Below are 26840 nucleotides of genomic sequence, written 5' to 3' on the forward strand. Positions count from 1 at the left end.
CGCCCTCGTCGAGGCAGGACGACGCAGCGGATCCTCCCGATCTGACCAGCGGCGAGATGGCCGAGCCGGCAACATCGCGATGCGGCCGTGCGTGGCTCCCGCTCCATCGGCACCGACGTGCTGCCGTTCCTGGTGAATGCATGTTCCGCGTCGTGTGGCGGCGCTGCAGGAGCCGACGGAGGGGCCCGCTTCGGGATCCGCACCAAGCTCCTGCTTCTTGTGAGCGAGTGAGTCGCGAGAGCAGTGGCAGCGGACCCGCGCCGCCAGGAGCGGGCAAGAGAAGTGATCGGGTCCGGGCGGAGGCGGTCGCCCGCGCCCTCAGAGGACGCGGGCGAGGATGGCTCAGCCGAGGGCCGGGCCCGGGATCGGAGCGTAGCCGCCGAACTTGTGCGGCGGCAGGACTGAGGGACCGGGCTCGATGTTCAAGCCCAGGGATCCACTGGTGAGGCGGGCCAGCAGGAACCCGGTGCCCGGAGCGTTGGGGCCGGTGCCGAACGCCGCCGGGTTGCCGGTGACCGTGCCGTCGATCCGCTCGAAGCCGCGGAAGGCCGCGCCCGGGGCGGTCGTTTTGTTGACATAGAGGGCGTCATCGGCGCCCCGGGCGTAGTAGGCGGTGACATTGGCCTGGAAACTGATGGCGATGTCGCTGGTGACGGTGCCGCCGAGCGGCTTCCAGACGTACGGGACGGTGTACAGGTTGAGCGTCCACAGACCGTTGTCCGCGCCTCGGGCGGCGATGAAACCGCCGCCGAAGACGGCGTCCTCTGCGACGGCGATGTTGCTGGTCACCTGCAGATCGGCGAGCGGCTCGAAACCGGAGACGCCGCTGGTGCTCACCCTGTTGACGTAGACGCGGTGGTCGGCTCCCCGGATGAACACCCGGATGGTGTCGATCGGGACGACGAAGGTGCGGGTGGCGGTGATGTCGCTGGTGGCGTAGCCGCCGAGGCTGTTCCAGCCACTCCACGCGCCGCCGTTGAGGTTGTTGGTCCACACGGCGCCGTCGGTGCCGCGAGCGAAGATCCGCACGCTGGTCGGCGGCACGAGGTTGGGGACGATCGCCTCGACGTCGCCGGTCACGGTCAGGCCGGGCACCTGCGAGTAGCCGGTGACGGCGCCGGACGGGGTGATCGTGTTGGTGTACACCTGGTCGTCGGTGCCGCGGACGAAGAAGTGCGTGCCGTCCGAGTTCACCACCACCGACGGATCGCCGACGATCACGCCGCCGAGCGACTGGAAGGCGCCGAAGGTGGAGCCGGAGCGGGGGCTGTACAGCAGCGAGCCGTCGGCGCCGCGTACGGCGACGCCGGTCGCGACGGGGGTGCTGGCGCGGTTGAAGGCCACGGCGGGGGTGCCGAGGTCTGGGAGGTCGGCCGCGTACGGCGGCGGGACGGCGGAGGTGGAAGGGGATGCGGAGGCGGAGGGCGCGAGCGCCAGAACTCCTGCGGCGACGGCCAGGATCACGCCTGCCGTCAGGGTCTTGCGTAACCAGTGAGGCTCGGTCATCGAAGTCCCTTCTTTGGAGAGGTGACCCGTATTCGTTCATGGACGGCATGTGGATCACCGGCGGCGCGTGAAGATCGGCTGGGGGTCAGGTCTCGCAGACGAGGCGGGGCGGTGCCGGCCAGGTTGGGCGAGCTGGGAGTGGTTCTGGCCGGCCGGTATCGGGAGGACCGGACGTGCCGCGAATTCCGCGCTGGAGCCCCTGGGGACGCTGCTCGGCACCCCAGTCCGGCAGCTTGGCGGGGGGCGCTCGACATGATGTACGTGAACGAGCGGGCACTTCGGGCTGCGTCTGGGCCGCCGGGAGGTGTCCCGGCGCAGCGGCCCGGCCTCGGCCCAGATGCTCGGTACCGATGTGATCGTGACCGAGCATTCTGGCCTCGTCCTGGGACGGCACGAGGACGCGCCGCGCCCGATCGGTCAACTTCTGGAACATGCCGTCACTCCCCGGGGAAGGCGCCGCTGAGGCAGGCTTTGACGAAGTTGCCCTTCACGTGTTCCCGCCAGATATCGGAGACGCTGCCGTCCGGGTTGTCGGCGGGTATGTCGTCGCCGGCCCCGCCGCTGTCATAGGCCTGCTCGCAATGCGCGGCGTCAACACGTACGTCACGGATGCGAAGCTGCTGGTGGGCGTCGGCGCCACGGCGGCCGGCCGTCCGCAGATGGCTCAGGCGTTCGTCCATGGTGAGGCCGTGACCATCCACGGCGATGCCGCAGCCGGCTACGGCCGTGGCCATGACGGCGGCGATCACCACGGTGCTTCGCCGCCGGCCCGGAAACGTGTTCGTGCGTACCCGGCCACTGCTGCGACCAGCGCCGCTGCCGGCGGTACGGCGCTGCGAGTTCACCGCGACGGCATCACTCATGGCCCCACCGCTTCTGGACTGGCCCGACACCCGCGAGCGATTCCGCGAGTGAGGGCTCTCCGGAACGCCGAGCCACCACCCGAGTCATCGGTTGTGGTGCCGCCGGAGAACTTGACCCAGACGCTGGTGAACGCGGTGACGGAGTGGGCAGAGGCGTGATCTCCTCGTTCTTCACCGCATGGCCGTTCCCCGGGTGGCCGAGGCGGTGGTGGGGGTAAGGAGCGCCGCGGTGCCGATCGTCGGCTTCACGGACTTTCGTTCCCATGTGCGAGGCCCTCACGTGGCAGTTCTCGTCTGAAGAGACGCGGTAGCCATCCTGCGCCACCGCACCCCCCGTGTCGTCGGCACAGAGCGCAGGTCTCTTGGCGACGAGCGCAGTCCCGTGGTGGTCCGGCGTGATGCCGGCGTCCGGTCCCGCGTCGTTACGCGAACGCCTGCTGCCGATGTTCGCGCGGGCTCATGCCGTAAGCGCCACGGAACGCGCGGCTGAAGTCGGCCGTGGTCTTGAAGCCCCAGCGAAGCGCGATCTCGCCGATCGGCCGGTCCTTCAGACGCGGGTCGGCGAGGTCGGCTCGGGAGCGTTCGAGCCGGCGTCGCCGGATGGTCGCGCTGACGGTCTCGGGCCGCTGCTGGAAAAGTACATGCAGGGTGCGTACGGAGATGTGATGGTGCTCGGCGATGACGGCCGGGCCCAGGCCGGGGTCGCCGAGGTGGTGGTCGATGTAGGCGTCGATGCGTGCGGCGAGCACGCGATGATGGCTGTCGCCCGGCAGCTGGCGGCCGGGGTCAAGGTGGCCGGCGAGGAACGCGGCGGCCAGGTCCAGGGCGATGGTGCCCAGGCGAGGCAGGTCCGCCGGGTCGCAGTCGGCGGCCTGCTCGCGTACCCCGGTGAGATAGCGCGTCAGAATGGCTCCCGTGCCGGACCTGGCAGGCAGTTTGCGTGCCAGCAGTCGGTCCACCTTGTCATGGGGCAGCGGCAACGCCCGCTTCGGGATGAACATCAGGGTCAGCCGGGTCAGCTCGCCGGCGTCGACGAACTCGGTGGCGAAGGGGTGGGAGGTGCCGAACAGCGCGATGTCGCCGGCTTCCAGCACGGAGTCGTGGTGCCCTTGCTCCAGCCGTACGGGACTGTTGTGAACCAGGAAGAGCCAGTAGCCGTCCGGGTCGTGGCGCCGGATGAGAGCCGGGGTGCGTCGGCCTCTGAGCGGTGACGTCGCGTACTCGGCCACCCGTGCGACGGTCAGGTCGACCGAACGCGCCTGGCCCCGGAAGTCGTCGGCGTGTTCGGTGGACAGCGCGATCGGCGCGATCTCGTGGGAGGACAGGTGCGCCCACCACTCGAGGCGATCCTGCCTCGGCACCAGGTCTGTGGACACGGAGGCCACAGAACCGCGTCCGGCGCCGCGATGAATCCACGAGGTGTCGTAGGAGTGGTCGCACTCCGTCTCCGCGCCCTCCGGCTGAGCCGCAGGACCGAGGGCGGCGACGCCGCTCCCCCGTCTTGGCCGCACGCCTTCTACATCCCTGAAAGAGAGCTTTGACACGATATTAGCCTTTCAATCCTGCGGCTCAATGAGCTGAACACCTGACGGGAACGGCACTCCCGCGATGCGGGGGGCGCACAGACGGACGCGCGATGACGGGATCGATCAACGCCGTCCTTCCCGGGCGTGGCGGATCCAAGGGGACCGCTGCCGGCTTCGAGGCTGGCAGGTTCGATCGTTGTCCGTAACAGTTCGACAGGAATTCGCTGATGAAGTGCGGACAACGCATTGTCCGCGGACAACCGTTTCTGCTGCACTGATCAACGGTTCGAACGCGAGGAGAGGCTACTGCGGTGACCGGCAGAGTGGGTAGACCTCAGGGTCGAGCGAGAGGCAGCAGCGAGCAGGCCAACGCGCTGGCGGAGTTTCTGCTGACGCTGACCGGCGGGATGACCATCCGTGAGCTCGCCGCGCGCTACCCGGTCGGCAAGACGCTGTGGGGCCAGTACCGGTCAGGCGAGAAGATCGTCCCGCTGGATCTGCTCACCCGGCTGGTGAAGGACCACACACCGGATGAGCGCTCCTGCCTGCAGCGGCTGGAGACTGCCGCACGGCTGCACTCCGCGGCTCGCGACGCGGCGGCGGAGACACCGGCCGCAACGACGCCGTCCACCGCCGCGACTCCACCGGTAAGGGAAGAGGCGATGGTCCCCGAGTCGCCCGGCGATGCCCCAGAAGCGGACGAAGCGCCGGTGAAGGGGCGCCGGCGCGGCCGCCCGCTGATGTTCGCCGCGGGTGGCCTTGTACTCGTCGCTCTCGCGCTCCTCATCCCCCTTGTCCAGCCAGGCCCGGCCGGTACGCCCGTCGCGGGCACCTCGCTCGCGGAAGGCGGCGTCTTCGCCATCGGAGCAGGTGGACAAGGCATCTTCCAATGGGACGGTACGGACGCGGCGGGGTGGACCAGAATCGGCGAGCACGCCACACACCTCTGGTCCGGGCCCGCGGGCCTGTTCGCCGCCGGCACGGACAACCGGCTTCACAGGTACGGTGGACGGCCCGGCCTCTGGTCGGCCATCGGCGACGCGGGCCACGACATCGCGGTCAGCGGTAACGCTGTCTACCGGCTGGACGCGAACCGCGAGGCCGTCCGGGTGTGGGACGGGCATGGCACGTCCTGGACACAGATAGGAGGTCCCGCCGCACGCTTGTACGGCGGCGATCCCGGCCTGTTCGCGACCGACCCGAACGACGGACGGATCTTCCGTTACCTTGGCAGCCCCGGTCATTGGGAGTTCGTCGGCACCGCCGGAGCTTCGTTCGCGCTGACCGGCAGCGACCTGTACGGGCTCAACCCGGAACGCACGGCAGTCAACCGCTGGGTGCCTGAGCAGCAACCGGCTCCCGTGCTGCCCTGGGTGCACGCCGCCGGTCCGGCGGGCACCCTGTACGGGGGCGCCTCGGGGCTCTACTCCACCGATCCGTCGGGCAGGAGGCTGCGCATCCTCTCGCCGGAGGCCGGAAGTCCGGGCACCGGCCAGGGCTGGCGGGACATCGGCGCGGCGGGCGCGGAAGTCGGCGTCGGCCGGCGGGGGGTGTACGTCCTGACCGCCGACCGCTCGGAGATCGTCCAGTGGTCCCGTGACACGGCTGCCTGGCGCCGCGTCGGAGGCCCGGCCCAGGCTCTGGCAGTGACCTCGCCGCCCGGGGACTGAGCCGCCGCTCCGGCTATCGATCAGCGGCTAACGTTCAGCGAGGTCGCGGTAGGTGTCTCTGACGACCAGGAGGCGGTCGCGGCGGAAGCGGGGTGGCTCGGCATCCCGCACCTCCCGCCCGCGTGCGGACCAGAAGGCCTCAGCAGGGACGTCGTCCTGCCCCTCGGGGATGAACTTGAGCACTTCGTCCATGGCCGCGCGCGCCATGGAGAGCGTACGGCGAGCGCTCACCGGATCTTCGGGAACGTTGCCGGCGGTGAAGTCGGCGAGCCACATCCACTCCCCCGCGTCGAGCAGTTGAGAGGCCTCAGGGCCGCCGAAGGCCGGCCAGCCGGTCGGGATGGTCTCGCGCCGGGGCAGCGAGAAGTGGTGTTCCCGTTCTGTCTCGCAGCCTTCGCAGATCCCCGAGTAGCGCTTGACCAGCGATCCTCCAAGGCTCACCACGCCGCTGTCCCAATCGGTCTCCACTGAGCCGCACTCGCACGGGTTCAGGTCGAGGTACACGAGAGCCTCGTCGCGGGTGCGGGCAACCGGCCATTGCGTCACACGCGCAACCTACAGGGAGCCGGCGCGAACGCACTACTGTGTCGCCATGCGGGCACCCACACCGATGGAGGAGCGGCTCCAGGAGGCGCACGAGCGAGGAGACCTGACCGCCTGCCTGACGCTGTTACGGTTCGCCGACTTCGCCTGCCCGGTGAGTGACGCCGCCGCCAGAGGCGAGCAGCAGGTGGCCTGGCCGACCGTGACGGGCGCCGATCGGGTCTGGGTGGCCGTCTACACCTCGGCGGAGGCGATGCGCGAGGCCACGGGCGGCGCCGTCGGGCACTTCCGGGTCCTCTCGCTGGTCGAGCTCGCGGCGGGCTGGCCCGATCCGCGCTGGGGGCTGGCGGTCAACCCCGGGTGCGAGCCGTCGTTCCTGCTCGAGCCGGGCACGCTCGCGCGGCTGGCGGTGCCCACGCTGGAGCAGGACCTGGCGGCCGAGCCTGGCAGCGGCATCCCGATCGTGCAGAAACTGCTGCAGGTCACGCAGCTCCAGGAACTCCTGGACGAAGAGCACCCGCTGATCTCCGGCTACTGCCATCACGCCCTGGACGTCGCGCACATCGCGACGCCCTCCGTCCTCGCCGACGCACTGCTCCAGGAGGACACGCTCACCGCGCAGGGCGCGGTCAACCTGTTGCGCTGGCCGGCGATCGGGCTGGAGCTCTATCGCACCCCGTACGGCGGCACCGACGAAGCAGGGCGCGCGGCGGTGGCAGGCTGGGTCGTGGAGGAAGCGCCGTTCGCCGGGATGGGCCTGGTGGCGAACGCGAGCCAGACCATCAGGGAGTACAAGATCGACGCCATCGCTCTTCCCCACGCCGCGGAGATCGTGGAGCTGGCGGCCGACGGGCAGGAACGTACGCGGGCCAGGTACGACGCCGACCACGGCCGCTGGATCCTGGTGGAGGGCGAGTGAGTCAGCCGTCGTACCGGGCCCGCTGGTCCGGAACGGACTACGAGGCGTCTCCGGACCTCGCCGGCGGCCGGCTCCGGATGCGCCTGTACGGCACGGCGCCCGCGGACGGCTTCGAGGAGATCGGCCCCGGCCGGTTCCTGCGCACGGTGCCGGCGGCGGACTGCTCCGCGATCTGGCATGTGACCACGGTCTGCGAGTGGCGTGGCGCTCCCTTTCTGGTGCACACGACGCACGGGACGCGGTTGCTCATCGAGTACACCGGCGGCGACGCGCTTCAGGCCGCCGGACTCGGTCTGGAACGGGTCGAACGCGGCGTGTACCGCCTCTGGGTGCGGCGCGACGAGGTGATGGCGATGAGCGAGAAGGCCGTGCCGGTGAGGACATAGCACAGAGCGCGGCGTTTGTTGGCATGTGACGCAGAAGGTGCTCGCGGACCTTTCTCACCATGATCCATCGCCGCTATGGTCACCCCCAGCTAGGGGGTGTGCGTTGCTGGAAGACCGTGATGTGGCAGGGCTGCGGGCTTACGCCGATGAGCTGCGCGACACTTTCATGCGCATGCAGCGCGAGGCGAGCGACCTCAACGCGCGGGCCCAGGCGATCCGGATCACCGAGAAGTCGCTCGACGGGCTGGTCTCGGCCACCGTCAGCGTCCGCGGCGAGCTGATCAGGCTGGATCTCGACCCTCGCGTGTTCCGGCGTCCCGATGCCAGAGGCCTGGCGGACACGATCACCGACACGGTGCGGCGAGCCGCCGCCAGGGCCGTCGAGGAACTGGTCGAGCTGTTCGAACCGGTGATACCGCCCGAACAACTGCGCGCCCATCTGGACGGCGATCTGGACACCGTGCTGGATCAGCTCTCCAGCGGCATGTCGGGGGAAGGACGCCGCCAATGACCACCGGCGACTCCGCGGACGTGCACGTCCGCGCAACGATCACCTCCAGCCTGAACCACTGGGACGCCATGGCGGCCGACCTGAGCGCCTCCTGGCCCGGCATCGCCGCGCGAATCCGCGCGTTGAACGCCGTCCACCCTCAGGGCGACGGCGCCGACGGCAAGTCCTTCGACATGAACTACCTGGCCGGCGGCGGCCCGGAGAAGTTCCTGCGTGAAACCGAAGACCTGATCAAGGAGATCTCCGGCTCCGGCCCGCTGCTGCGCGCGACGGTGACCAACACGCTCACCGCCGAGCAGGCGATCGAGCTCGGCCTCGCGAACACTTACCGCCAGGCATGATGGCGGGCAGAACCAATGCCAACGACGCCCGCAAACCCGCAGCAAGTGCCCACGCATTCGACGGCGGCATCGCCACCAAGGACGTCGAGCCCGTCTGGCAGACCGAGGCGTTGCCTGGCTGGGTGGTCCATCACCTGATCCCGCTCCTCACCGCCGGCCAGAGCTGGCCCAAGGGCAGCGAGAGCAAGCTGTGGGAACTGCGCGTCGAGTACGTCAAGCTGATGAACCTGCTCATCGGCACCCTCGACCCCACCGCCGCCACGGTGCAGAGCCTCAACGGCAGCCTCCAATCCCCCGCCAAACCGGCCGTCTTCAAACGGCTCGCAGCCCTGTCCGACGACAAGGCCGGCGTGGTCGCCAAGGCACAGGAGGCCTTCTCCTACGCCAAGATGGTCGACAACTTCGCCCGGGAGACCCAGTACTCCAAACTCTCGGTCAACGTCGCGTTCTGGGTGGCGGTGATCGCCGCGTTCATCGCCCTGGTCGCGGCCGGCTTCGCCCCGCTGGCGAGCCTGCTGCTGCGCAGCGCGGGCACGGCGGGCGCGAGCCGGATCGCCCTGATCATGCAACGCCTGGCCCTCGCGGCCTCCCGAGCGGGCACCGTAGCCAAGAGCGGCCAGATCACCAAACTCGCCGCGGCCGGCACCGGCAGCAAGTTCCTCAACGGAGCACTGGTCTACGAACTGTTCGAGGAGATCACCGAAGAGGTCTTCATCGACGTCTGGGCGCAGTACCAGCAGATCAAGATGGGCACCCGCGACACCTGGGACTGGAAGAAGATCCAGGCCGCGGCGATCGGCGCCGGCACCGGCGCGGTCATCGGCACCAGGCTCGGCGGGCCGGTGTCCCGCTTCACCAACGACCTGCCCGGCATCTCCCGGCTGAACAGGATCGCCGGCGACAAGAGCGGGGTCGGCAACGCCTTCCTGCGCTTTCCCGGCCGCGCGCTGAACACGGGCCTGAACAACATGGTCGCCTCGCCTGCCGGCAGCATCGTCGCCAACTACGTCGTGTACGACCAGTTCTCGCTGCCGGGCGCGGAGGGCATGTACGGCGGCTTCCTCGGCGGCGCCGGACGCACCAACACCATCAGCCCGTTCAATCCGTCCGTCGTGCTGGCGATCGCCAACCCGATGTCCACCCTGAGCAGCGCGTTCGACACCGCGATCACCACGCCACCCGACAGCCTCGCCACCGTCGGCGCCGTCCCCGCCGGGCCGCAGCCCGGCTCTCCCGGCAACTCCGCCGCGCTGGCGTTGCCGTCCCAGCAGCAGGCGGCCGACCTCACCGGCCCGGCCAGACGCGACCGGGGCGGCACGATCACCGACCCCGTCCTCCCGCATCCCACCCCGAAGCGGACAGCAGCCGCACCGGCGCCCGACATCATCACTCCCGACGCGAACCAGACGAACCGACCGCAGAACGACGACACCGCCGACGCGCGGCAAGTCCTTCCGGCTGTCCAGCAGGACGAGAAGCCGGAGATTCAGGACCAGAGCACGGGCCAGGCGCAGCCTGCCAGGCACGCGGGTTCGCCCGCCGATCAGCAGGCCACGCCCACCGGAGAGCCGGCTCCAGCCGAACCTTCGGCCGTATCCGCAGGACCACCGGAAGCAGGCAGCACCCCGGAGCCGACCGGCGTCTCCGAGCCGACCAGCACCCCAGAACCGGTCAACGCCCCAGAACCGGTCAACGCCCCAGAACCGGTCAGCGCTCCGGAGGTGGCCGCCGCTCCGGAGGCCGCCGACAGGCCCGACGGTGTCGGCGAGCCTCAGACCGTCCTCCCGCCGGAAGTCACCACCCCCCGGCAGGACACCGCCACGCCCGACACCGCCACGCCCGACACCGCCACGCCCGACACCGCCACCGAGGCGGCTTACACCACCGGCTCCTCGGCCTCGCCCTCGTCAGCCTCGCCCGCCCCGATCCAGCAGCCCTCGAACGGCACCCCCGCAGCAGGCCTGATCACCCGGCTGATCGGAGCGGCCCGCCGCACCAGAGACGCCTACGCGCTCGTCACCGGCCGCCCTGACAAGGACAGCGGATTCGTCGCCGACGGCCGCCACCCTGATGTGCCCTCGCTCACCGTGCAGGAGGCCAGGGCGGCGTTCGAGGCCGAGGTCCGCGCCTCCGACCTCGGGGCGACGGTCACCGGCCTGCGCTGGACGGGCCCCGGCACCCTGGTGGTCGAGCTCAGCGACCTGCCTGCTCAGACGTTCGTCCTCGAGGTGGGCCCGGTCCGTCGGGGGCACCTCGGCCGTACCGTGGTGGGTGAGGGCGATGTCAACGAGGTACGCCTGGCTCCGCGCGTAGCCCCCGATCAGGTGGCCCGGCTGGTGCTGCACGAGATCGTCGACACCCTGCACGCCAGGAACCATCCTCGCCAGCACCTGCTCCGGCGGTTGGGCACCCTGCTCACCAGCCGGAACGAGTGCCTGACGGCCCGCCGGCACGAGGAAGCGTTCCTGACCCGCAGGATCGGCGAAGTGAGCGCCGCCGAGCAGCCCGCCCTCATGGCGCAGCGTGACGCCGTGCGCAACATCCTGCTGGCTCACGGTCTGCCGAGGCTGCCGGCCATCAGCCCTGCGCCGGATCCGGTACCCGCCCCCTCGCCGGTGACCGACCCGCTCACCCGGCTGCGCGAACGTGATCAGGCGGTCGCCTCGGCCAGACACGATCTGGAGCAGGCGCTGGCGGGACAGATCGACCGGCTCCTGCAGATCGAGATGGCGCTCCAACTGCAGGCGATGGCGGCGACCGGCACGGCTGCGAACCCGCTGCTGACCGCGGTCTCGCGGACGAGGGCCGCTTACGAGAACGCTCAGTCGCTCCTCCACACCGCGACCGGTTCCACCACGCGGGTGACTGACTTCGCCCAGGCGTTGCACACCGCTCGCCTGCTCCACCAGCTGTATGAGGAACAGGTGGAGGCGCTGGTCACGGTCCCCGCCCTGCCGGAGAGGCCGCAGGATCCGGAAGCGCTCCGCCGGCACATCGCCGCGTTGCATGCCGTCGCCTCCGGCCTCACCGGCGCGGCGTGGACCTCACCCGGCACGGCGGCGGATCAGCAGGCCGCGGCAGCCTCAGCGGTGCGAGCCGCCGAAACTTATCAGAGCCTCCTGGACGAGGTGGACGCGGCGCGGGTGGTGCTCGCTCCGCCGGACGTGCTGGTCACACAGCTGCTACGGCTCGGCGCCACCTACGAGCGGCACTACCGGCAGATCACGGCGCAGGATCGGGCGGCGAGCACGCGCGGCGCCCAGAACATCGACGAGCTGCACCGTGCCCTGCTCGATCAGGTTTCCGGCCGCAAGAGCGCGGCCGTGGCACTGCGCGCCACCGTCGAGGCGCTCGGTGAGGTCGTCACGACCCAGGGCGATTCGGTGACCGCCTACAACCTGGCGGCCGGCCACGCCTACGCCCTCGCGGCAGAAGCCCTGGCCGCCCAGCGCCGTGGCGAGGCCCGCCTGTGGCAGACCAGGGCGGAAAACCTCAGCCGCGTCGCCGAGTTGCAGCAGACGGCCTGGGAGCTGGCGAGAGCCGCCCGCGACGCTCACCAGGAGCTCGCCGACCTGCTGGCCGAGGTGATCGCGGGAACATCGATCGACTACAGCCGGTTGAGCGTCCTCACGGACGCGGCCGCCGCGGCCCTGCACCGCTATCAACAGGAGATCGACCAGCTTCCACCGGCGATGCCACCCGGCCTTCCCGGACTGTCCGAGGTGCCGTCCACGGCACAGACACGGCTCCGGACCCACATCCAGGAAAGAGCCGAGGCGCTGGAGGCCGCCTACCGGCACAACGCCGACCTCAGTCTCAGGCACTGGCGCGACGCCGAGACAGCGAACCTGGACCTGCTCGAAGCCCGGGACAAGGCGACGAAACACGCGCGCAAGCGCGACGACAGCGCCGGCGAACGCGTTCGCAGAGAAGAGGCGAACGCCAGGGTGGCGGAATCCACCCTGGTCCACCACCTCCGCATGGAAGAGCAGTACGCGGCCGCCGCGACCGCCGCCCTGCACGCGCTCCAAGCCATCGAACCGGCGCTGGCCGCCCTGGACGAGGTGACCACGCCGCACGATCCCGCGACCCCGCAGGTCGAGCAGGCTCTGCGAGAGCTGACGACTCGCGAGGAGACCTACGACTCGGTGTACCGGGCGACGCTGCCGCCCGTGGAGGCGCTGACCGGGAGCAAGATCGCGGGCCCGGTCGCGAACCTCACCGCGCTGACCGAAGCGGTCAACGAGCTGCTCACGCAGCAGGGAGTGGCCGCGCGGATCACCGAGGAGGAGCTGCGCTGGTCGATCCGCCAGGCCTTCCACACCGCGCTCTCCCCGGACGGCATGATCCTGCGCCTGAACACGACCACCGGCGCGCAGCTTCGGCTCCGATTGAAGCTGGACGACCTCAAGGAGGTCGCACGACCGGACAGCTCCCACTCCGAGACCATGTTCGGGCTGCTGCGTCAGGGCGGCGGCCAGACCGCCACGACCGACCTCCGCTCGCTCAGCGGCAACATGAACCTGCCCCTGATGGCCTGGATCCGAGCTTTGCTGGACGCGATTCCGATCGGCGCTTCCCTGTATGCCGACCTCGCCAGGGCAGTGGCGCACTTCGGTGTGCTGAACGCCAAGGCCAGACGGGGTCGCGGCCACACGGTCACCACCTCGGCGCAGAGCACCGCGCTGGGCGGCAACGTCGAGGACAACCGGGGCATGGCCGCGATGTTCGACGCCAGAGCCACCTGGGAGGTGGAACTGCTCACGCCGTCCGGCCGCCCGGTGCGGCGAGCGCTGCCCGCCGATGACGAAACCGCGCGTCAGAGCCTGTGGGTCTCTCATGCCTACCTGTCCGGCCCTGCCGAGACCATCCAGCTTCCGGAAGCGGACCGGCGGCGGGGTCCCTTTCCTGAGCACGTCGCCTCCAGTATGACCGGCCTGCCCACGCTGGCCGGCCAGGTGACCGACCGGCTCGCGAGCGCCGGGCTCAGCCCCGTGGCCCGTGACCAGATCACCACAACGATCACCGAGGACCTGCCCAGCTACCTGGGTGAGGCCATGAACGACCCGTCGGGTCTGCGCCGCGCCATCACGGTGAACGGCCAAGTAGTAGGCCTGGTGACGGTGCGCACCAGAGTGGTGTCCGACGGCGAGCTCGTCGGCGGCCCGACCACCAAGCAGCACCAGGAGCGCCTGCGCAACGCGTCTTCCAACGCGGGCCAGAGCCGGTCCGACAGCCACGACGGAGGCCTCGGACTGGAGGTGGGCGCCAACGTGGATCCGGAGGGCAACCCCGCCGGGAACTTCCCTCCGCACGTCAGCGCGGGAGTCGATCGGGGGCAATCGTCTTCGGTGTCCACCAGCGCGAACGCGGTGGCGATCCATCCGAGCGTGCAGCGCTGGGCAGGCCATACCCAGGGCTATCTGCTGGACCTGGAGCACACCGTGACGATCCAGCTGTTCGGCACGGGCTCGCACACGGTGCGTACCGTTTCCGGTACGAGCACCGGGCTGTTCCGCATTCCGGAACCGGACGCCTACCGCTACGGCCTGCCGGTCGATGCGGCGGCGGAGGCCGGGCACGACCCGGACGGAACCGTCCTCCTCAGGGACGATCCCGTCGCGGCAGATCCGCCTGGCAGAGTCGGTGAGCTGCCCTCCTGGTACGGCGACGGCCCGGGACAGACCCGCGGCGCGGGCCCCGCACTGGTACAGCAGATCACCGGCATGGACACGATCCGTGCACGTGTCGAGGAACAGCTACGGGCCAAGGGCCTGCTGCCCAAGCTCAAGAACGGCGTGCCCGCCTACTCCTCGCTCCCCTGGGTCAGGGCGAGTCAGATCGCCAACGAGCAGCTCATCGCCGAACAGTTCTCGGCGTCGCGCCTGGAGGCGGGCTACGACCAGGCCGCGCAAGAAGGATTGTTCATCAACCTGGTCCATCACGGGGAGGGCCTCGCGGCCAGGCACTACACCCTGCGCATCAAGCTGTCGCAGGATTTCGATCATGTCGATTACCAGGGTGTCACCGACGCCGAGCCGGTGGTGAACCTGGACATCGGCTCGGACACCTATGTCACGTCGCACACTCACGGCACGTCTTCGCAGACCACCTGGAAGGCCGGTGAGGGTTTCACCAACGACCCCGGGGCCGACGTCGGAGGAGTGAACGGCTCCTACAGTCAAGGCGAGAGCGGCCAGGCCACGACCGTCACGGGAAGCACCGTCAATCAGGTCGTCCTCATGGAGAGCGGTGGACTGACCGCCGTCTTCCGCATCCGGCACACCGTCAGTGTCGATCTGCTGCTCGGCCCGGGCCACGAGGATCACCTCGTCGAGGATCAAGCCGGTGACGCGCGGGTCCTGCTTCCCGCCGATCTCCTTCCTCTCGCTCCGTCGAAGGACGGGCACCCCCGGCCGGAAAGCCCTCGTCATCCGACGTCGCGGAAGGCCATGGGGCTGGCCAGAGTCGTCCACCTCGACGTCGGCGACACGGCGACGGACGCCGCGGATGAGCTCGCCGACCCGATCGACCGCGATTCGCCCCTGTTCCAGCATCTGGCGGCGTTCTTCGACGTACGCAATGTGATCAGCCACCCCGAAGTGTTCTCCTCCGACTCCACCGACAGGTTCTCCTCCGGCCACCGCACGGGAGTGGACACCCTGACGGCGACCGGTGAACCGCGGAACGAGCCGGTCTCCCTGTCCCTGGCACCGGGCGAGTCCCGCTTCCTGTCGGCCACCGATCTGGTGGTCGGCGACATCAACCTCACACTCGGCTCCCACGCCGGCTCCGCCCAACGGTCCGCATCTCAAGGGGCTGGAATCACGACCGGGGTGCCGCTGCCGGGACAGGTGGGCTCCGAGGGCGGTGCCGGAGGCTCTCGATCAACGACCTCGGCACACGAGCGGAAGGTCATCGCCGGGCCGGAGCGGCTGGGCATCGACACGGGCAAGCAGTACCTCTTCGCGATGGACGTCACCTCGGGACTGACCGCGGGCGTCGGCGGCGAGGCCGCCGAGGCACACAGGGGTACCGTCGTCTACCAGCTCGCCGAGCGCGACGCGCTCGACCTGTACGCGAGCGGAGAGGTGAAGCTGCCCCTGCACCAGGCGGCCGACGCGGCCGAACGGCTGATGAGCGGCGACCTGCAGCTCAGCCGCCGGATCGCGGTCAGGTTCCTGAACCGCTACCTTGCGGACCTGGCCGACGCGCGGAAGCGGAACGCGGGCTGGCCGGTGGTGCCCGGCGTTCCCCTCACCGCGTGGCACACGACTGGACGGGCCCTGGCCCGGCTCCTTGAGCTGTTCCCTGACGACCGGCTCACCGAGTTGCTGCCGCCGGGCGTGTCTCCCGGTCCGCCGAGCGAGACGGCCGACGACACTCGCGACCGCCTGTTGAGCAAGGCCGAGTTCTACTCCCACGTCATGGGCAAGCTGGAAGCCGACGCCAAGCGGCTGGAGAACGGGGAGGTCCCCGGCGAACTGGCGCCGAACTACAGCGACTCCATCGGCATGAGCACCGTCAAACAGGTCGACCTCCACCCCGCCGGAGAACCGGACACGGACGTGGACCTGCTGAGCCAGATCAGGGACGCGGTCAACGAGGTGGCGCCGGGCGCACTCGACCAGGACACCAAGCTGTGGCGGGGCCTGATGACCGACTTCTCCCGCGAGACCTGGCTGGGGAAGATCGACAGCATGCTCGACCCGGACTCGCCGGGCAACGACTACACCGTCGAGATCGACGGGGTCGAGGACCTGCTGGAGGTCACCGTACGGGCTGAGCTGGGCGAGGATGTGGCGTACCGGGGAGAGGTCTTCGACTACGGCCAGATCTTCCAGACCTACTCCATGCTCGAGGAGAACGTCTCCGAGTCCTCGAGCGCGGCCGTCAGCCCGAGCGGCAAGCTGGGCCAGGAAGCGTCGGAGAACAAGGACTCAGGCGCCACAGGCGTCAACCGCGGGCATACCGGCAAGGGCGCGAGCAATGCGCAGCAGACCCGGGTGCAGCGGGTGGCCTCGTTCAGGGGTCCCCTGGGGGAGGTGCGCCAGGGCATCAGGCTCTCCATCGAGGTGCGGAGAGTTCCCAAGACGCAGAAGGCGCGACCGGGCCAGGGAGTCCCGCGGCTGCCGCGGTCGGCCTCCAGGCACGTGTCGGGCACCATCGACAGGCTCATCCCGGCGGGCATGGTCGCGCGCCCCGGCACAGTCGCCGCTCCCGCACCCGCCGTCCCCGATCCCCGGCTGATTCCCGTACCCGAGAACTTCGCCGTCGAGACCACCCGCGTCAGGAACCTCGCGGCAACCATCGAGCAGAGGCTGAAGGACGAGCTGGGTGTCAACCTCCACCCCTCCGACGCGAAGGCGCTGGCCCGGCTGTTATCAGGAAATTTCAGGAACAGCCTGTTCGAGCGGATGACCGCCAAGGACGGGTACATGGTGCTCCAGGTGCCCGGCAACGACGGAACGACCGTGCGCATCCACCTCGGGGCGGTGCTGTCCGAACCCGTGGTGATCGCCGCCGGTCTCGAAGCCACCGAGATCGGCCAGGCCGACCGCCGGCAGTGGACCACCTCGGCGAGCGCGGACCGCACCCGGCTGCGTCCGACCGGAGTCGCCTTCGGCAGCGACGGACGTGACGAGTTCCTGCCACCTGATATGACGGGCGATCTGGCGGCCGGCAACCGTGACCTGATCGTCGACAGCTCATCGGTCAGCGGCGGCAACCGGGCCGAGACCAGCGTCTTCGAGGAGGGCGACGCCTCCTCTGTCAGGTTCCGGGTCGACTACCACGTACGCTTCGAGGTCTGGTCGGACCCGGACACCGACCTGAAGCCGTCGCACGTCACGCCGGCGCGGCACGTCGCGACGGGCGACGTCGACGTGATCCTCTTCGACGAGGTCATGCGGGCGATCCAGAGGCAGGCGGAAACCCCGGCCCCGGTCGCCGCCCTCGCTGAGCAGCGCGTGCGGAACGTGCCCGGCCAGTCCATCGCCTCGTACGGGCAGCTCAGGATGGCCCAGCTGCTGTCCCGCGAGCGCGAGACCGACGTCCGGGTCACCGTCCACCTCGCCGGCCGTCAGCCGCAGACCTTCATCGCCACCCCCGACGGCCGGCTGTATTCCATCGGCGGCGACGATGCCTTCGCGAGGCGGTTCGCCGGCCTGCCGTCCCCGCTGATCGCGGCAGCCGAGCAGCACGGCATCGACCTGCACGAACTGCACGAGCGCACCAGGACGGACGCCAACGGCAGCCTCGCCGAGCACGTGCGGAGAGAGCTGAGCCGGCTCGCCATCCCCCGGCCCGAGCCGGCGGCGCCCAGCTGGCCGGTCGCCACCGATCCCGACGACCTGGTTCACGGCGATGTCACCCACGGCTCACCGCACGAGGCCTCCAGCTTCATCCCGGACGGCCGTACCAGCCCCGACGACCTCACGCCGGCCGAAGCCAGACAACTGAGCGACGGAAACCTGCTCCCGGAAGACTTGGGCGACGCCGTCACCGCCATCACCTGGCAGTCGGACACCGAACTCGTCATCCACCACACCACCCTGGGCGAACTCCACTTCACCATCCAGATCGGCCCCGTCGAAGGCGGCTACCTCGGCCAGACCCAAGCCGAACAAACCCCCCGCACCTTCACCATGACCCTCACCCCCCGCGTCCACCAGAACCAAGTCGCACGACTCGTCCTCCACGAAATCAGCGACGTCATCCAACACCAACTCGAAAAAGCACACACCCACACACCCGGACAACCCACCCGCGACGAATGCGCCACCGCCCGCCGCAACGAACTGCGCTACCTCAACCGCAAACACGAGGCGGCCCTGGCAGAGGGCGACACCACCACCGCCGACCGGCTCGCCCAAGAGATCACCGCACTCCGGAACGACCTCGACGGACCCGCCCATTCGACACGCACGCCCCAGCTCAACATGAACCCGGCTATCTGGCCAGGAGAGCGGTATGCGAACGTCTACGATCCGCGCGAATCACCCTGGGCCCACCAGTGGGAGGACCTGCGCGCATCTGCCACGCCCATCCCGGTGGAGATCATCGAGCCCTCCACGTCAGGGGCGGTCCGCGTCGAAGTACGCCGGATGCTGGTGCCGTGGCAGGGCTCGACGCGCCCGGTCACGGAATTCACGCTGCGGGTGCTCTACCGTGCGGATCCCGACGTGGGCCCCGACCAGATCGCCCTCGCCCACGCCAACCTGCTCAACGGCGTCGACCTCTACTACAACCATCAACACCAGTTGCCCGACGGGTCACAGTTGCACGTCCGGGTGGAGTTCGTCCCCGCGCCGGAATCCGTTCCGCCCGAAGGGGTCATCAAACTTCGCGCGGGCTCCGGCACGATGGCCGCCGACTACGCCGACCGGCGGAGCTGGTACGGCGACGGCGAGCTGATCCGCACGCCGCTGGAGCAACTGGCGGCCTACCGCCGGCGCGAGCCCATTCACTACATGAACTGGTACGCACGGCAGGAGCCCGTGGTGTTCGCGCACGAGGTGCTGCACTTGCTCGGCCTGTTCGACGAATACGTCAAAAGAGGGGTCCCCGGCATGGAGTGGCTCGGCGCCCCGGGGGTCCGCGCGGACGCCAACCTGGCGGGGAACGGGTCGCTCCGATGGTCGAGGCGCCTGCCGATCCTCGACAGGGACGGCCGTTGGGTCACCGAGATCACCGGCCTGCGTGACCGTTATCTGGAGCACTTCTACGCGCTCATCCCGGACGGTGACGCGCGGGCGAAAGTTCCCCTCCGCCGCCCGCTCACCCCGGTGGACGCCGAGGAGTGGACGCGTCCCGCCTACGTTCGCAACGCCTATCTTCCCCGCGACATCGGCGGCCTGCTCGACACCTTCCCCGCGAGAGACCGGCCGCTGCTGGACCACCTCATGCTCCTCGACCGCATGGCGGGGCTGTTCTCCTACCTGCCCCGGCCGACGCTCGACCGGCAGCATCTGGAGTACACGGAAACGCTCATCGAGGCGGCGCGGGAGATCTTCGAGACAGGGCCCGAGCACTCCTTCGTGTTTCCGGAGCTGGGCTGGCTCAACCATCTGTGCGGCCGCCTGGCGCCCGGTGCGATGCCGCACCATGAGGTGCTGCGCCAGGAGATCAACCGGCTACTGGGACGCGACCTCTCATCGCCCGTCCACAACGCCCTGACCCGATATCTCATAAAGACCACGGCCGCAGTGTCTCCCCTGGCCGGCGAGACGGGCCCCGCGACGGTGCACAGGGCTGTCGTCAACAACGTCTACCGCTTGATGCTGGACCTGCGTCAGGCTCCGCGGCTTCACCCCACCTCGGTGGCGGCGCTGACACAGGCGATCGCCATTGCGGAGGATCTGGAACGCGAGATCGCCGCGAGCGCGTCACCGCCCGCCAGCGCGCACCCCGCCGGGGAGTGGACCCGCCCGGAGGGGGCTCCCGGCGGACGTCACCCCGTCGACATGGGCCATCTGGCGGCGGTGTTCCCCAGAGGCGAGCGTTCGTTGCGCGAACATCTCAGCCTGCTGGAATTCATGCAGTGGCTGTTCCGCCACGAGCCACGGCTGACCGGGTGGCATCTGGAGTACACCGACGCGCTCATGGAGACAGCGCGCGAGATCCACGAGGTGCCGTCCGGGCACGTCGTCGACGCCCGCTCGCTTGATGCGCTCGCGTCCCTGGCCGGCCTCCTGCTCGGCCAGGTTCCGCCGCGTCCGCGGCTGCTGTACGCGGCGATCAACGACATGCTGGCGCGCGACGCCGCGGCACCTGTCGAGAGGCGACTGGTTCAGTACCTTATGAGCGTCGCGGCCGCCGTGTCCGCCCTGCCCGGCGAAACGGGTCCGGCGACGATACGCAGGGCCGTCATCGATGAGATCAACCAGCTGGAATCCAAGCTGAGCGGTACGGCCCTGCTGAACCGCGGCAGAGCGGAGCAGCTCGCGCGCCGGCTCGCGACAGCGAAGGAACTGGAACGCGAGATGACGGATGGGACTGACGGCCCTGCCGGCGGTGCGGTCACCCACGGCTCACCGCACGAGGCCTCCAGCTTCATCCCGGACGGCCGTACCAGCCCCGACGACCTCACGCCGGCCGAAGCCAGACAACTGAGCGACGGAAACCTGCTCCCGGAAGACTTGGGCGACGCCGTCACCGCCATCACCTGGCAGTCGGACACCGAACTCGTCATCCACCACACCACCCTGGGCGAACTCCACTTCACCATCCAGATCGGCCCCGTCGAAGGCGGCTACCTCGGCCAGACCCAAGCCGAACAAACCCCCCGCACCTTCACCATGACCCTCACCCCCCGCGTCCACCAGAACCAAGTCGCACGACTCGTCCTCCACGAAATCAGCGACGTCATCCAACACCAACTCGAAAAAGCACACACCCACACACCCGGACAACCCACCCGCGACGAATGCGCCACCGCCCGCCGCAACGAACTGCGCTACCTCAACCGCAAACACGAGGCGGCCCTGGCAGAGGGCGACACCACCACCGCCGACCGGCTCGCCCAAGAGATCACCGCACTCCGGAACGACCTCGACGGACCCACCTCCGCACTCTCCGTCGACGACTTGATCAACTGGGATGCCGAACAGCCGCCGGCTCCGGATGTCGGGAGCGAACCGGAACAGATCGGGGCGAACCTCTCCAAGGTGACGCTGAGCGACGACTCTCCGGCACTGCTCCTGGAGCACTCGACCCGTCAGGAGCGGAACATCGCCCTGCTCATGGCTCAACTGGCCGGCCGCCTGGGACTGATCTCGAACGCCAGAGCGGCCGGCGACCTGAACATTCTGATCGGCTGGACACCCGCCGACGCCTCGTCCGGCTTCCTGGGCACCCGCGAAGCGGTGCTGACCGGATACCTGGTCGCCTTGGCCGATGTCACACCGTTCGTCACCGAGCCGACCTTCCACCTGCACCCGGACAGCACCGCCCTCCTGGAGCTGTTCCTGCGCGAGGACGCTTCTGGAAACCGCGAGTGGCTGAGCAACCCGCTGTCCCCGTCGGACGTCCAGACGCTGAGGAGCATGCTGGAGGACCTGCGCACGGACTTCGCCGAGCTGGGCCTTCTCCCCCAATTCGGTCAAATCATGGCACGGCACGAATCGCTGGCCGGCGGTCCGCTCGCCGTCAACGCGATCGGTGCGGAAAGCGTCATCGCCGCCGCGCAGGGGCAACTCCTGCGCCTCGGCGACATCGGCCGGCTCAGGGGCATGGACGAACATCCGCCCGCCACCCGGGCAAGCACGGGCCCCATCCCCGGGCACCGGCTGATCAACGCGGCTCGCCGCCTGCGTCACAACGTCCAGCAGCTGGTCGAGGCCGTGTCGAGACCGGAGCTGCGAACCGTGGTCACGTTCGCCGATGGGTCGCAGGCCCAGAAGATCCCCTTCTTCGCAGCGTCGGAGGTGCTCGTCCGTGCCCTCGTGAGGAAGGCGCTCGGTCTCGAAGGCCCAGCGGTCGACATGGACGAGGCGGCGGCGTATGTGTGGCGCACCCATGGCAGCAACGATCTGCGGGCGAGCCTGGCCACTGGCATCCGCGAGGTGATCAACGTATCCGGTCGCACGGCCGAGGTGGTCTTCGGTGATGGTCAGCGGGCGCTGCGCCACGAGTTCCCGACCAGCGCCGCGGCGGACGAGTACGAAGCGAGACTCGAAGAGGCTCACGAAGTCACGGACGGCAAGCCCGGCTCCCACCGCGGCACTCCGTTCATCGTCTACGAAGCGCTCACGGACCCTCTGGAGCCCACCGCCGAGGCACAGGCCCGACTGGCCACCCGGGCGCTGTACATCATGTTGAGCCGTAACCAGCCGATGGACCACGCGACGCTGCGGCGGCTGCTCGACGCCAACCCCCTCCTGATCCATTTCGGCGAGGCTTTCGACTGGGAGTTCCGAGTGGGCGCGCCGGTGCTGTCGGCCTCTGACGTCGCCGACCTCACCGCCCGCTTCGAAGCACTTCGCGGCATCTTCGACCGGCTCGGCCTCAATAGCCAGTACGACCGGATACTCAGAACTTTGAGCAGGTTCACCGGCTCCGACGAGACCCGGCTGATCCCGCTCGCGCTCGCCGGCCCCGCGGCGACCGTCGAGTATCGCGTGCCCCCATGGCGCCCTCCCCCTGGTCCCCTTCTGGGCGACCTCCTGCGGAACGGCCACCTGCCGCACGTGAACGCCCAGCACCAGAGTGACGTGATCTCCCGCGCCGATGCGGAGCTGGCGGAACTGCCGAGCAGGGAGGGATACGTGTTCGCCCGGCTGCCCGACAGCGTGATTCCTCATGGGATCCGGCCCGGCGCGGAGTTCACCGTGGACACTCTGCTCGACGGCGTCGACAACGTCGCCCAGCTCGCCGAGGCGCCTCACGGCGTCAGGGTGACAATCCTGGCGTCCGACTACGTCCCGGTCGGTGACCTGTCGGGCAAGCCGCATCACGCCCTGTTCAGATCCGGTGTGCGATTCGCCGTTACGGCCGTGCTGACCACTGATGACGGCGAGACCCACTACATCCTCATCCAGCAGCCCGCTCAGACCAGGACGGAGCCCGTGGTCACGCCGGCGATCGGACTCACCCCCGGCCTGGCGAACGAACTGGCGCCCCAGCTTCACAACGCGGTCAGTGAAACTCAAGCGGGCATGCGCGTCCGCAGCGGCTCGGACGACGCGCGCCCCGCGGCCCGTCCCGTCGACGGCGCCTTCGTGGTCGAGGGCCGTTACTCCGAGAACGGCATGGTGGTCAACGGCCGGCCTCTCCCGGCCGAAGTGGTCTCGGCGATGTTGCTGAGCTCTCCCAGCCTGCCGCCGGACGCCGCGATACTCCTCACCGGCCCGCACGACGGAACCACGGCCTTCGCGCAGAGCCTCGCCCGATTCACCGGGCGGATCGTGCTGACCGCCGACGGCCCGATCGAGATCAGCCCGCAAGGCAACCTGCGCGCCGGCAACGCCGGCCGGTCACCGGGACGTCTGCTGATCTTTCTGCCCGCCGACACCTCCGCCACCGCGGCGCAACAGCTGCGGGCCTGGCTCAGTCCCGCGCTCGCGTCCCTGCCTGACGACCCGTCGACCCAGGTCATCAGAGGCGCCCGGCCGGCGCGCACCGTCCCGCCTCCGCCCCTCGCGGACGTCAGCCCTGGTGATGCGCCCGCCGGCATGGCCGGCCGGATCTCCGCAGCACCGCTGAGCGACCGGCATCGGGGCCTGATCTTCGCCCATCGTCAAGAGGTCAGCGCAGGCATCTGGTATCGCGACGAGAGCTCTTCGGTCATGCCGACGGCCGATCCGCGCCTGCTACGGCCGTCCACAGGCATCATCGACGTGGCGATCGCCGGCGACGGCACCGGGTTCCTCATCGGCTCGCAACGGCTCAGCGCGGCCGACCTGGCCACCATGCTCGCCCACGACCCGCGCGTGATCGGCGAGCCCAACGCCTGGATACGCATCCTGGGCTGCGAAACGGCGCGGAACCAGGCAGTGCTGCAGGAGCTGGCGGACCGCATCGGCCGGTCGATCCTCGCCGGCAACGAGATCGTCTACATCGGCGCCGACAGGCACCCGCACACCGCGGCGGTGCAGGAGTACACCCCGGACGGCCGGCCGCTCTTCCCGCGCGACGACAACGGGCAGTGGCTCCAGGCTCACCCCGCAGCCCCGGTGGCGACGCCCGACCGGCCGGCCTCGGTCACGCCACCACCAGCCGCTCATCGGCGTGGCCTGCCCCCGTCCCTGCTCGAAGCGGCACTGGCCGCCCGGCCGGCCGATTGGCAGATGTTCGCGGAACAGGGCGTGGACGGCACGGTGGAACATCTCGATGTAGGCAACGGCGTCAGAGTCGTTCGGAAGCGAACAAGTATCCAGCAGGTCAAAGCGGAGATACTCGCGGCGATGGTGGGGCGGCACATCGGCGCCGACGTCCCTGTCGTGGTCGCGCACCCGTCAGACCCGAAGGCGGTCTTCATGGAGTACGTCCATGGCTTCCCTCTCCCGGACATCAACGCGAGAAATCTGCGGGGCGCCATCCTGATCGAACTACTCGATCTGCTGGTCTTCAACGAGGACCGGCACAAGGGCAACTTGAGAATCACAGACCGCGGCCTCGCGGGTTACGACCATGGCCGCGCCCTTCCTCTCGAGAAGCCGAAGTCCTTACACCCGGGGCGAGCTCTTGGGGGGAATTTCGTCGCACGCAACGCCGACGGCCATGCCGTGTGGGTGGACAACCCGCTGAGCCGGCAGGACGTGGAATTCCTCATGGAGGTCATGCAGTCCTTGCGTCCCCATTATCAGCACTCCGGCTTCCACGTCGCCTACGACGCGGCGCTGGACCAGCTCTACCACATCGGCATGCACGCCAAGGGCGACATCTCGTTGATCGCTCCGGCGGCTCCCGCGCCGGCTCGGGTCCAGCATCATTTCGGCTGGGACTTCGACGACCACAACGAGATCGTCCAGGACGTGACCCGGCGACTGGCCGGCGGCGAGGACGTCGCGTCCGCCGTGCCGTACATGACCCGCGACGCGATCAACCTGGACCTGGGGTTCGGGCTGGAGCTGGAATTCACTCACGTGGGCGGGGACATGGGGGCCTGGCACGAGGACATCGCCGCGATGGCCCGTGAGCTGTACCGGGCGGGGCTGGCCGCGAGTCCGGAGGTGTTCCCGCACCACCGCGCTCCCGCCTCGATGACCGGCCGCTCACACATGGAGTGGGAGAGCATCGGCGATCGTCTCGGCGGCGAGTTCATCACCGGTATCCTGCGCGACACCGATCGGACGTGGGCAGAGCTGCCCCTCATCACGGAGATCATCCGGTCGCACGGCGGCGAGATCACCCCGGACGCCGGCGGACACATCCACGTCGGCGCTCCCCGCCTCGGCGCCGACGTGAACGCGCTGCACCGGCTGCTGGCGCTCTACTACGGCTACGAGGACGTACTGTTCCGGCTGGGGCAGGATCCCAGGGATCCCTACGGCATGCACCGGCCCTACCACGCGTGCCAGCCCAACATGCTCACCAGCACCGCTGAGACCTCCCCGGCGGCGCTGCGCGCCGCCAACAACCGTCCCTCCGCACTCAACCTGTCCAGCGTCGTCGGCACGGACGACGACCACGTCGAGTTCCGCCACAACGACGGGCACCTGGACCCCTCGATCATCCAGGCGCGGGTCAAGCTCGCCGTGGCCATGGTGAACTACGCCCTCCACGGCGGGGAGTACCTGCCTCCACGCGAGCAGCTCGGCCTCCACCTCGAAAGCGATCGGAGCCCTCATGAGGACGCGGCCTCCTTCATCGACATGGTGAACACCCTGTTCACCCGTCAGGCTGACAAGGAACAACTGACCGCCCTGTTCGCGATCAACCAGTGGCAGGCGGCCTCGGACGACGGACGATGGGCACCGAGATGAGCGTACGCATCAGGAACACCTCCGCTGCCGAGGCTCCGCCTCCACAGCCGATGAAGGCCGACGGCTCCGAGTACACCTACGAGGTCGTGGACGGCTGGTGGCGAATCTACGGTGATGAGCACGCGGAGCTGATCGCCGAACTCATCCCCAGCTATTCGGGCACTCTGGAGGACAGGGAAGCCTTCGCCCGCGCCGCCGCGGCGCGGCTGCAAGCGACGCTGGCCGCCGAAGGACCGTTCGGCGGATGCACCGCTGCCGAGCGTGAGGCGATCCTGGCCGACCGCGCGCGACCGCCTTCGGCTGGGCACTGGAGCGCGGCCGTGCCTCTTGTGCTCGTCACCACCCACTGTCCCCCGCCGAGACCGACGGGCAACATCGTCTGGATCGACCCCACCGACGAGTCCACGCTACTGTCGACCCTCGGGCAGGCGGGCTTCGTTCAGGTGAGGCCCGTATGAGCGGGCTCAAGGTGGTGGAGATCAGCTCGGACGTGGTCATCGGCACGCTGAGGCGGGACGGAGACCTGCTCGAGTACAGTTCGGCCGACGTTCAGGCCATGATCGAGACGATGGCCGCCTCCCGGGGCTGGACCGCGGCCGAAGCCTTCGACAGGCTACGCGGGTGGAGCAACGGGTACGTGGAGATCGTTCCTGAGATCTCGGTGGCCAGGGTGTTCGACGGGGTGAGGGACGGTGTGCCGTACTTCCTGCCCGGCCGTCCACGGGTGCACGATCCGCGTTTGACCGGCTATCTGAAGGCCGGGGCCGCCGTACTCTCGACCACGCACCTGGACCTCGACCGGCTCGACCCGGCGCGGGGTGCGGTGGTGCCGCTCACCTTCCGGACCGACGGCACCTGGGTGTGGACGGACACCATCATCTACTACCTCGAAGAGCACGGTATCCGTCCGGATGAGGAGCTCTGCGCGCACATCGCCGCGCAGGGCTTCCGGTGCCCAGCGGTGAACCAGGCCGTCGCCGAGCAGACCCTGCGTGCACTACGCCGGTCCACGTCTTCTCCGCGCGCGCCCCACCACCGTACGGGGCCATGACGAGCACGCCAACCCGGTCGAGGCGCCCCTTCACGGCCCGCCCCTTGGTGTGATTGGCGGGGAGCGCAGGATGTCTGGGCATCGAGCGCAGATCATCC

At 69.4% G+C, this 26840-nt stretch carries 12 protein-coding genes and 1 pseudogene; 8 read left to right on the top strand and 5 right to left on the bottom strand.

Going from position 1 to position 26840, the window contains the following annotated elements:
- Positions 1-342: 342 nt before the first annotated feature.
- The 4 genes and pseudogenes from FXF51_RS21885 to FXF51_RS21900 form a co-directional block, all read right to left on the bottom strand.
- A complete protein-coding gene (locus tag FXF51_RS21885) occupies positions 343-1506 on the bottom strand; it encodes a hypothetical protein (protein WP_148436384.1) in 1164 nt (387 codons plus the stop codon).
- Positions 1507-1840: 334 nt separating this feature from the next.
- Positions 1841-1939 (bottom strand): annotated as a pseudogene (locus FXF51_RS63790) (Clp protease N-terminal domain-containing protein); the annotation flags it as partial.
- A 4-nt stretch (positions 1940-1943) separates the two neighbouring features.
- Positions 1944-2369 (bottom strand): hypothetical protein, encoded by a 426-nt coding sequence (locus tag FXF51_RS21895; RefSeq protein ID WP_148436385.1) that lies wholly within the window; start codon positions 2367-2369, stop codon positions 1944-1946.
- 422 nt (positions 2370-2791) lie between these two features.
- Complete coding sequence (locus FXF51_RS21900) at positions 2792-3745, bottom strand: helix-turn-helix domain-containing protein (RefSeq protein WP_222871405.1); 954 nt, start codon at positions 3743-3745, stop codon at positions 2792-2794.
- 461 nt (positions 3746-4206) lie between these two features.
- Between FXF51_RS21900 and FXF51_RS21905 the strand changes: the two genes are divergently transcribed.
- On the top strand, positions 4207-5565 hold the full coding sequence (locus FXF51_RS21905) for a hypothetical protein (RefSeq protein ID WP_148436386.1): 1359 nt from the start codon (positions 4207-4209) through the stop codon (positions 5563-5565).
- Positions 5566-5592: 27 nt separating this feature from the next.
- On the opposite strand, the gene FXF51_RS21910 is transcribed toward FXF51_RS21905, so the two are convergent.
- The gene (locus tag FXF51_RS21910) at positions 5593-6111 is read right to left on the bottom strand and encodes a hypothetical protein (protein ID WP_148436387.1); all 519 of its coding nucleotides are present in this window, start codon (positions 6109-6111) and stop codon (positions 5593-5595) included.
- Positions 6112-6157: 46 nt separating this feature from the next.
- On the opposite strand from FXF51_RS21910, the gene FXF51_RS21915 reads away from it, so the two are divergent.
- The 7 genes from FXF51_RS21915 to FXF51_RS21945 all read left to right on the top strand — a co-directional run bounded on the left by FXF51_RS21915 (position 6158) and on the right by FXF51_RS21945 (position 26742).
- Positions 6158-7027, top strand: a complete 870-nt coding sequence (locus FXF51_RS21915) for an SseB family protein (protein ID WP_148436388.1) — start codon at positions 6158-6160, stop codon at positions 7025-7027.
- Entirely contained in the window at positions 7024-7413 is a 390-nt protein-coding gene (locus FXF51_RS21920; protein WP_148436389.1) for a hypothetical protein, read from the top strand. Before FXF51_RS21915 ends, FXF51_RS21920 begins: the two co-directional genes overlap by 4 nt.
- Positions 7414-7516: 103 nt before the next feature.
- Positions 7517-7924, top strand: a complete 408-nt coding sequence (locus tag FXF51_RS21925; RefSeq protein ID WP_262379721.1) for a YbaB/EbfC family nucleoid-associated protein — start codon at positions 7517-7519, stop codon at positions 7922-7924.
- Positions 7921-8265, top strand: coding sequence for a hypothetical protein (locus FXF51_RS21930; protein ID WP_148436390.1), 345 nt, complete (start codon positions 7921-7923; stop codon positions 8263-8265). Before FXF51_RS21925 ends, FXF51_RS21930 begins: the two co-directional genes overlap by 4 nt.
- Positions 8262-25691 carry a hypothetical protein gene (locus tag FXF51_RS21935; protein WP_187414500.1) on the top strand — a complete coding sequence of 5810 codons (17430 nt, stop codon included), beginning with the start codon at positions 8262-8264 and terminating at the stop codon, positions 25689-25691. Before FXF51_RS21930 ends, FXF51_RS21935 begins: the two co-directional genes overlap by 4 nt.
- Positions 25676-26149, top strand: coding sequence for a hypothetical protein (locus FXF51_RS21940; protein WP_148436392.1), 474 nt, complete (start codon positions 25676-25678; stop codon positions 26147-26149). Before FXF51_RS21935 ends, FXF51_RS21940 begins: the two co-directional genes overlap by 16 nt.
- Positions 26146-26742 carry a hypothetical protein gene (locus FXF51_RS21945; protein ID WP_148436393.1) on the top strand — a complete coding sequence of 199 codons (597 nt, stop codon included), beginning with the start codon at positions 26146-26148 and terminating at the stop codon, positions 26740-26742. Before FXF51_RS21940 ends, FXF51_RS21945 begins: the two co-directional genes overlap by 4 nt.
- Positions 26743-26840 lie beyond the last annotated feature (98 nt).

Source organism: Nonomuraea sp. PA05 (assembly GCF_008086045.1).
Lineage (GTDB): Bacteria > Actinomycetota > Actinomycetes > Streptosporangiales > Streptosporangiaceae > Nonomuraea > Nonomuraea monospora.

Coding starts and splice junctions, on each gene's coding strand:
- FXF51_RS21885 (WP_148436384.1), bottom strand. CDS start 1,506: ATGACCGAGCCTCACTGGTTACGCAAGACCCTGACGGCAGGCGTGATC.
- FXF51_RS21895 (WP_148436385.1), bottom strand. CDS start 2,369: ATGAGTGATGCCGTCGCGGTGAACTCGCAGCGCCGTACCGCCGGCAGC.
- FXF51_RS21915 (WP_148436388.1), top strand. CDS start 6,158: ATGCGGGCACCCACACCGATGGAGGAGCGGCTCCAGGAGGCGCACGAG.
- FXF51_RS21930 (WP_148436390.1), top strand. CDS start 7,921: ATGACCACCGGCGACTCCGCGGACGTGCACGTCCGCGCAACGATCACC.
- FXF51_RS21935 (WP_187414500.1), top strand. CDS start 8,262: ATGATGGCGGGCAGAACCAATGCCAACGACGCCCGCAAACCCGCAGCA.
- FXF51_RS21940 (WP_148436392.1), top strand. CDS start 25,676: ATGGGCACCGAGATGAGCGTACGCATCAGGAACACCTCCGCTGCCGAG.
- FXF51_RS21945 (WP_148436393.1), top strand. CDS start 26,146: ATGAGCGGGCTCAAGGTGGTGGAGATCAGCTCGGACGTGGTCATCGGC.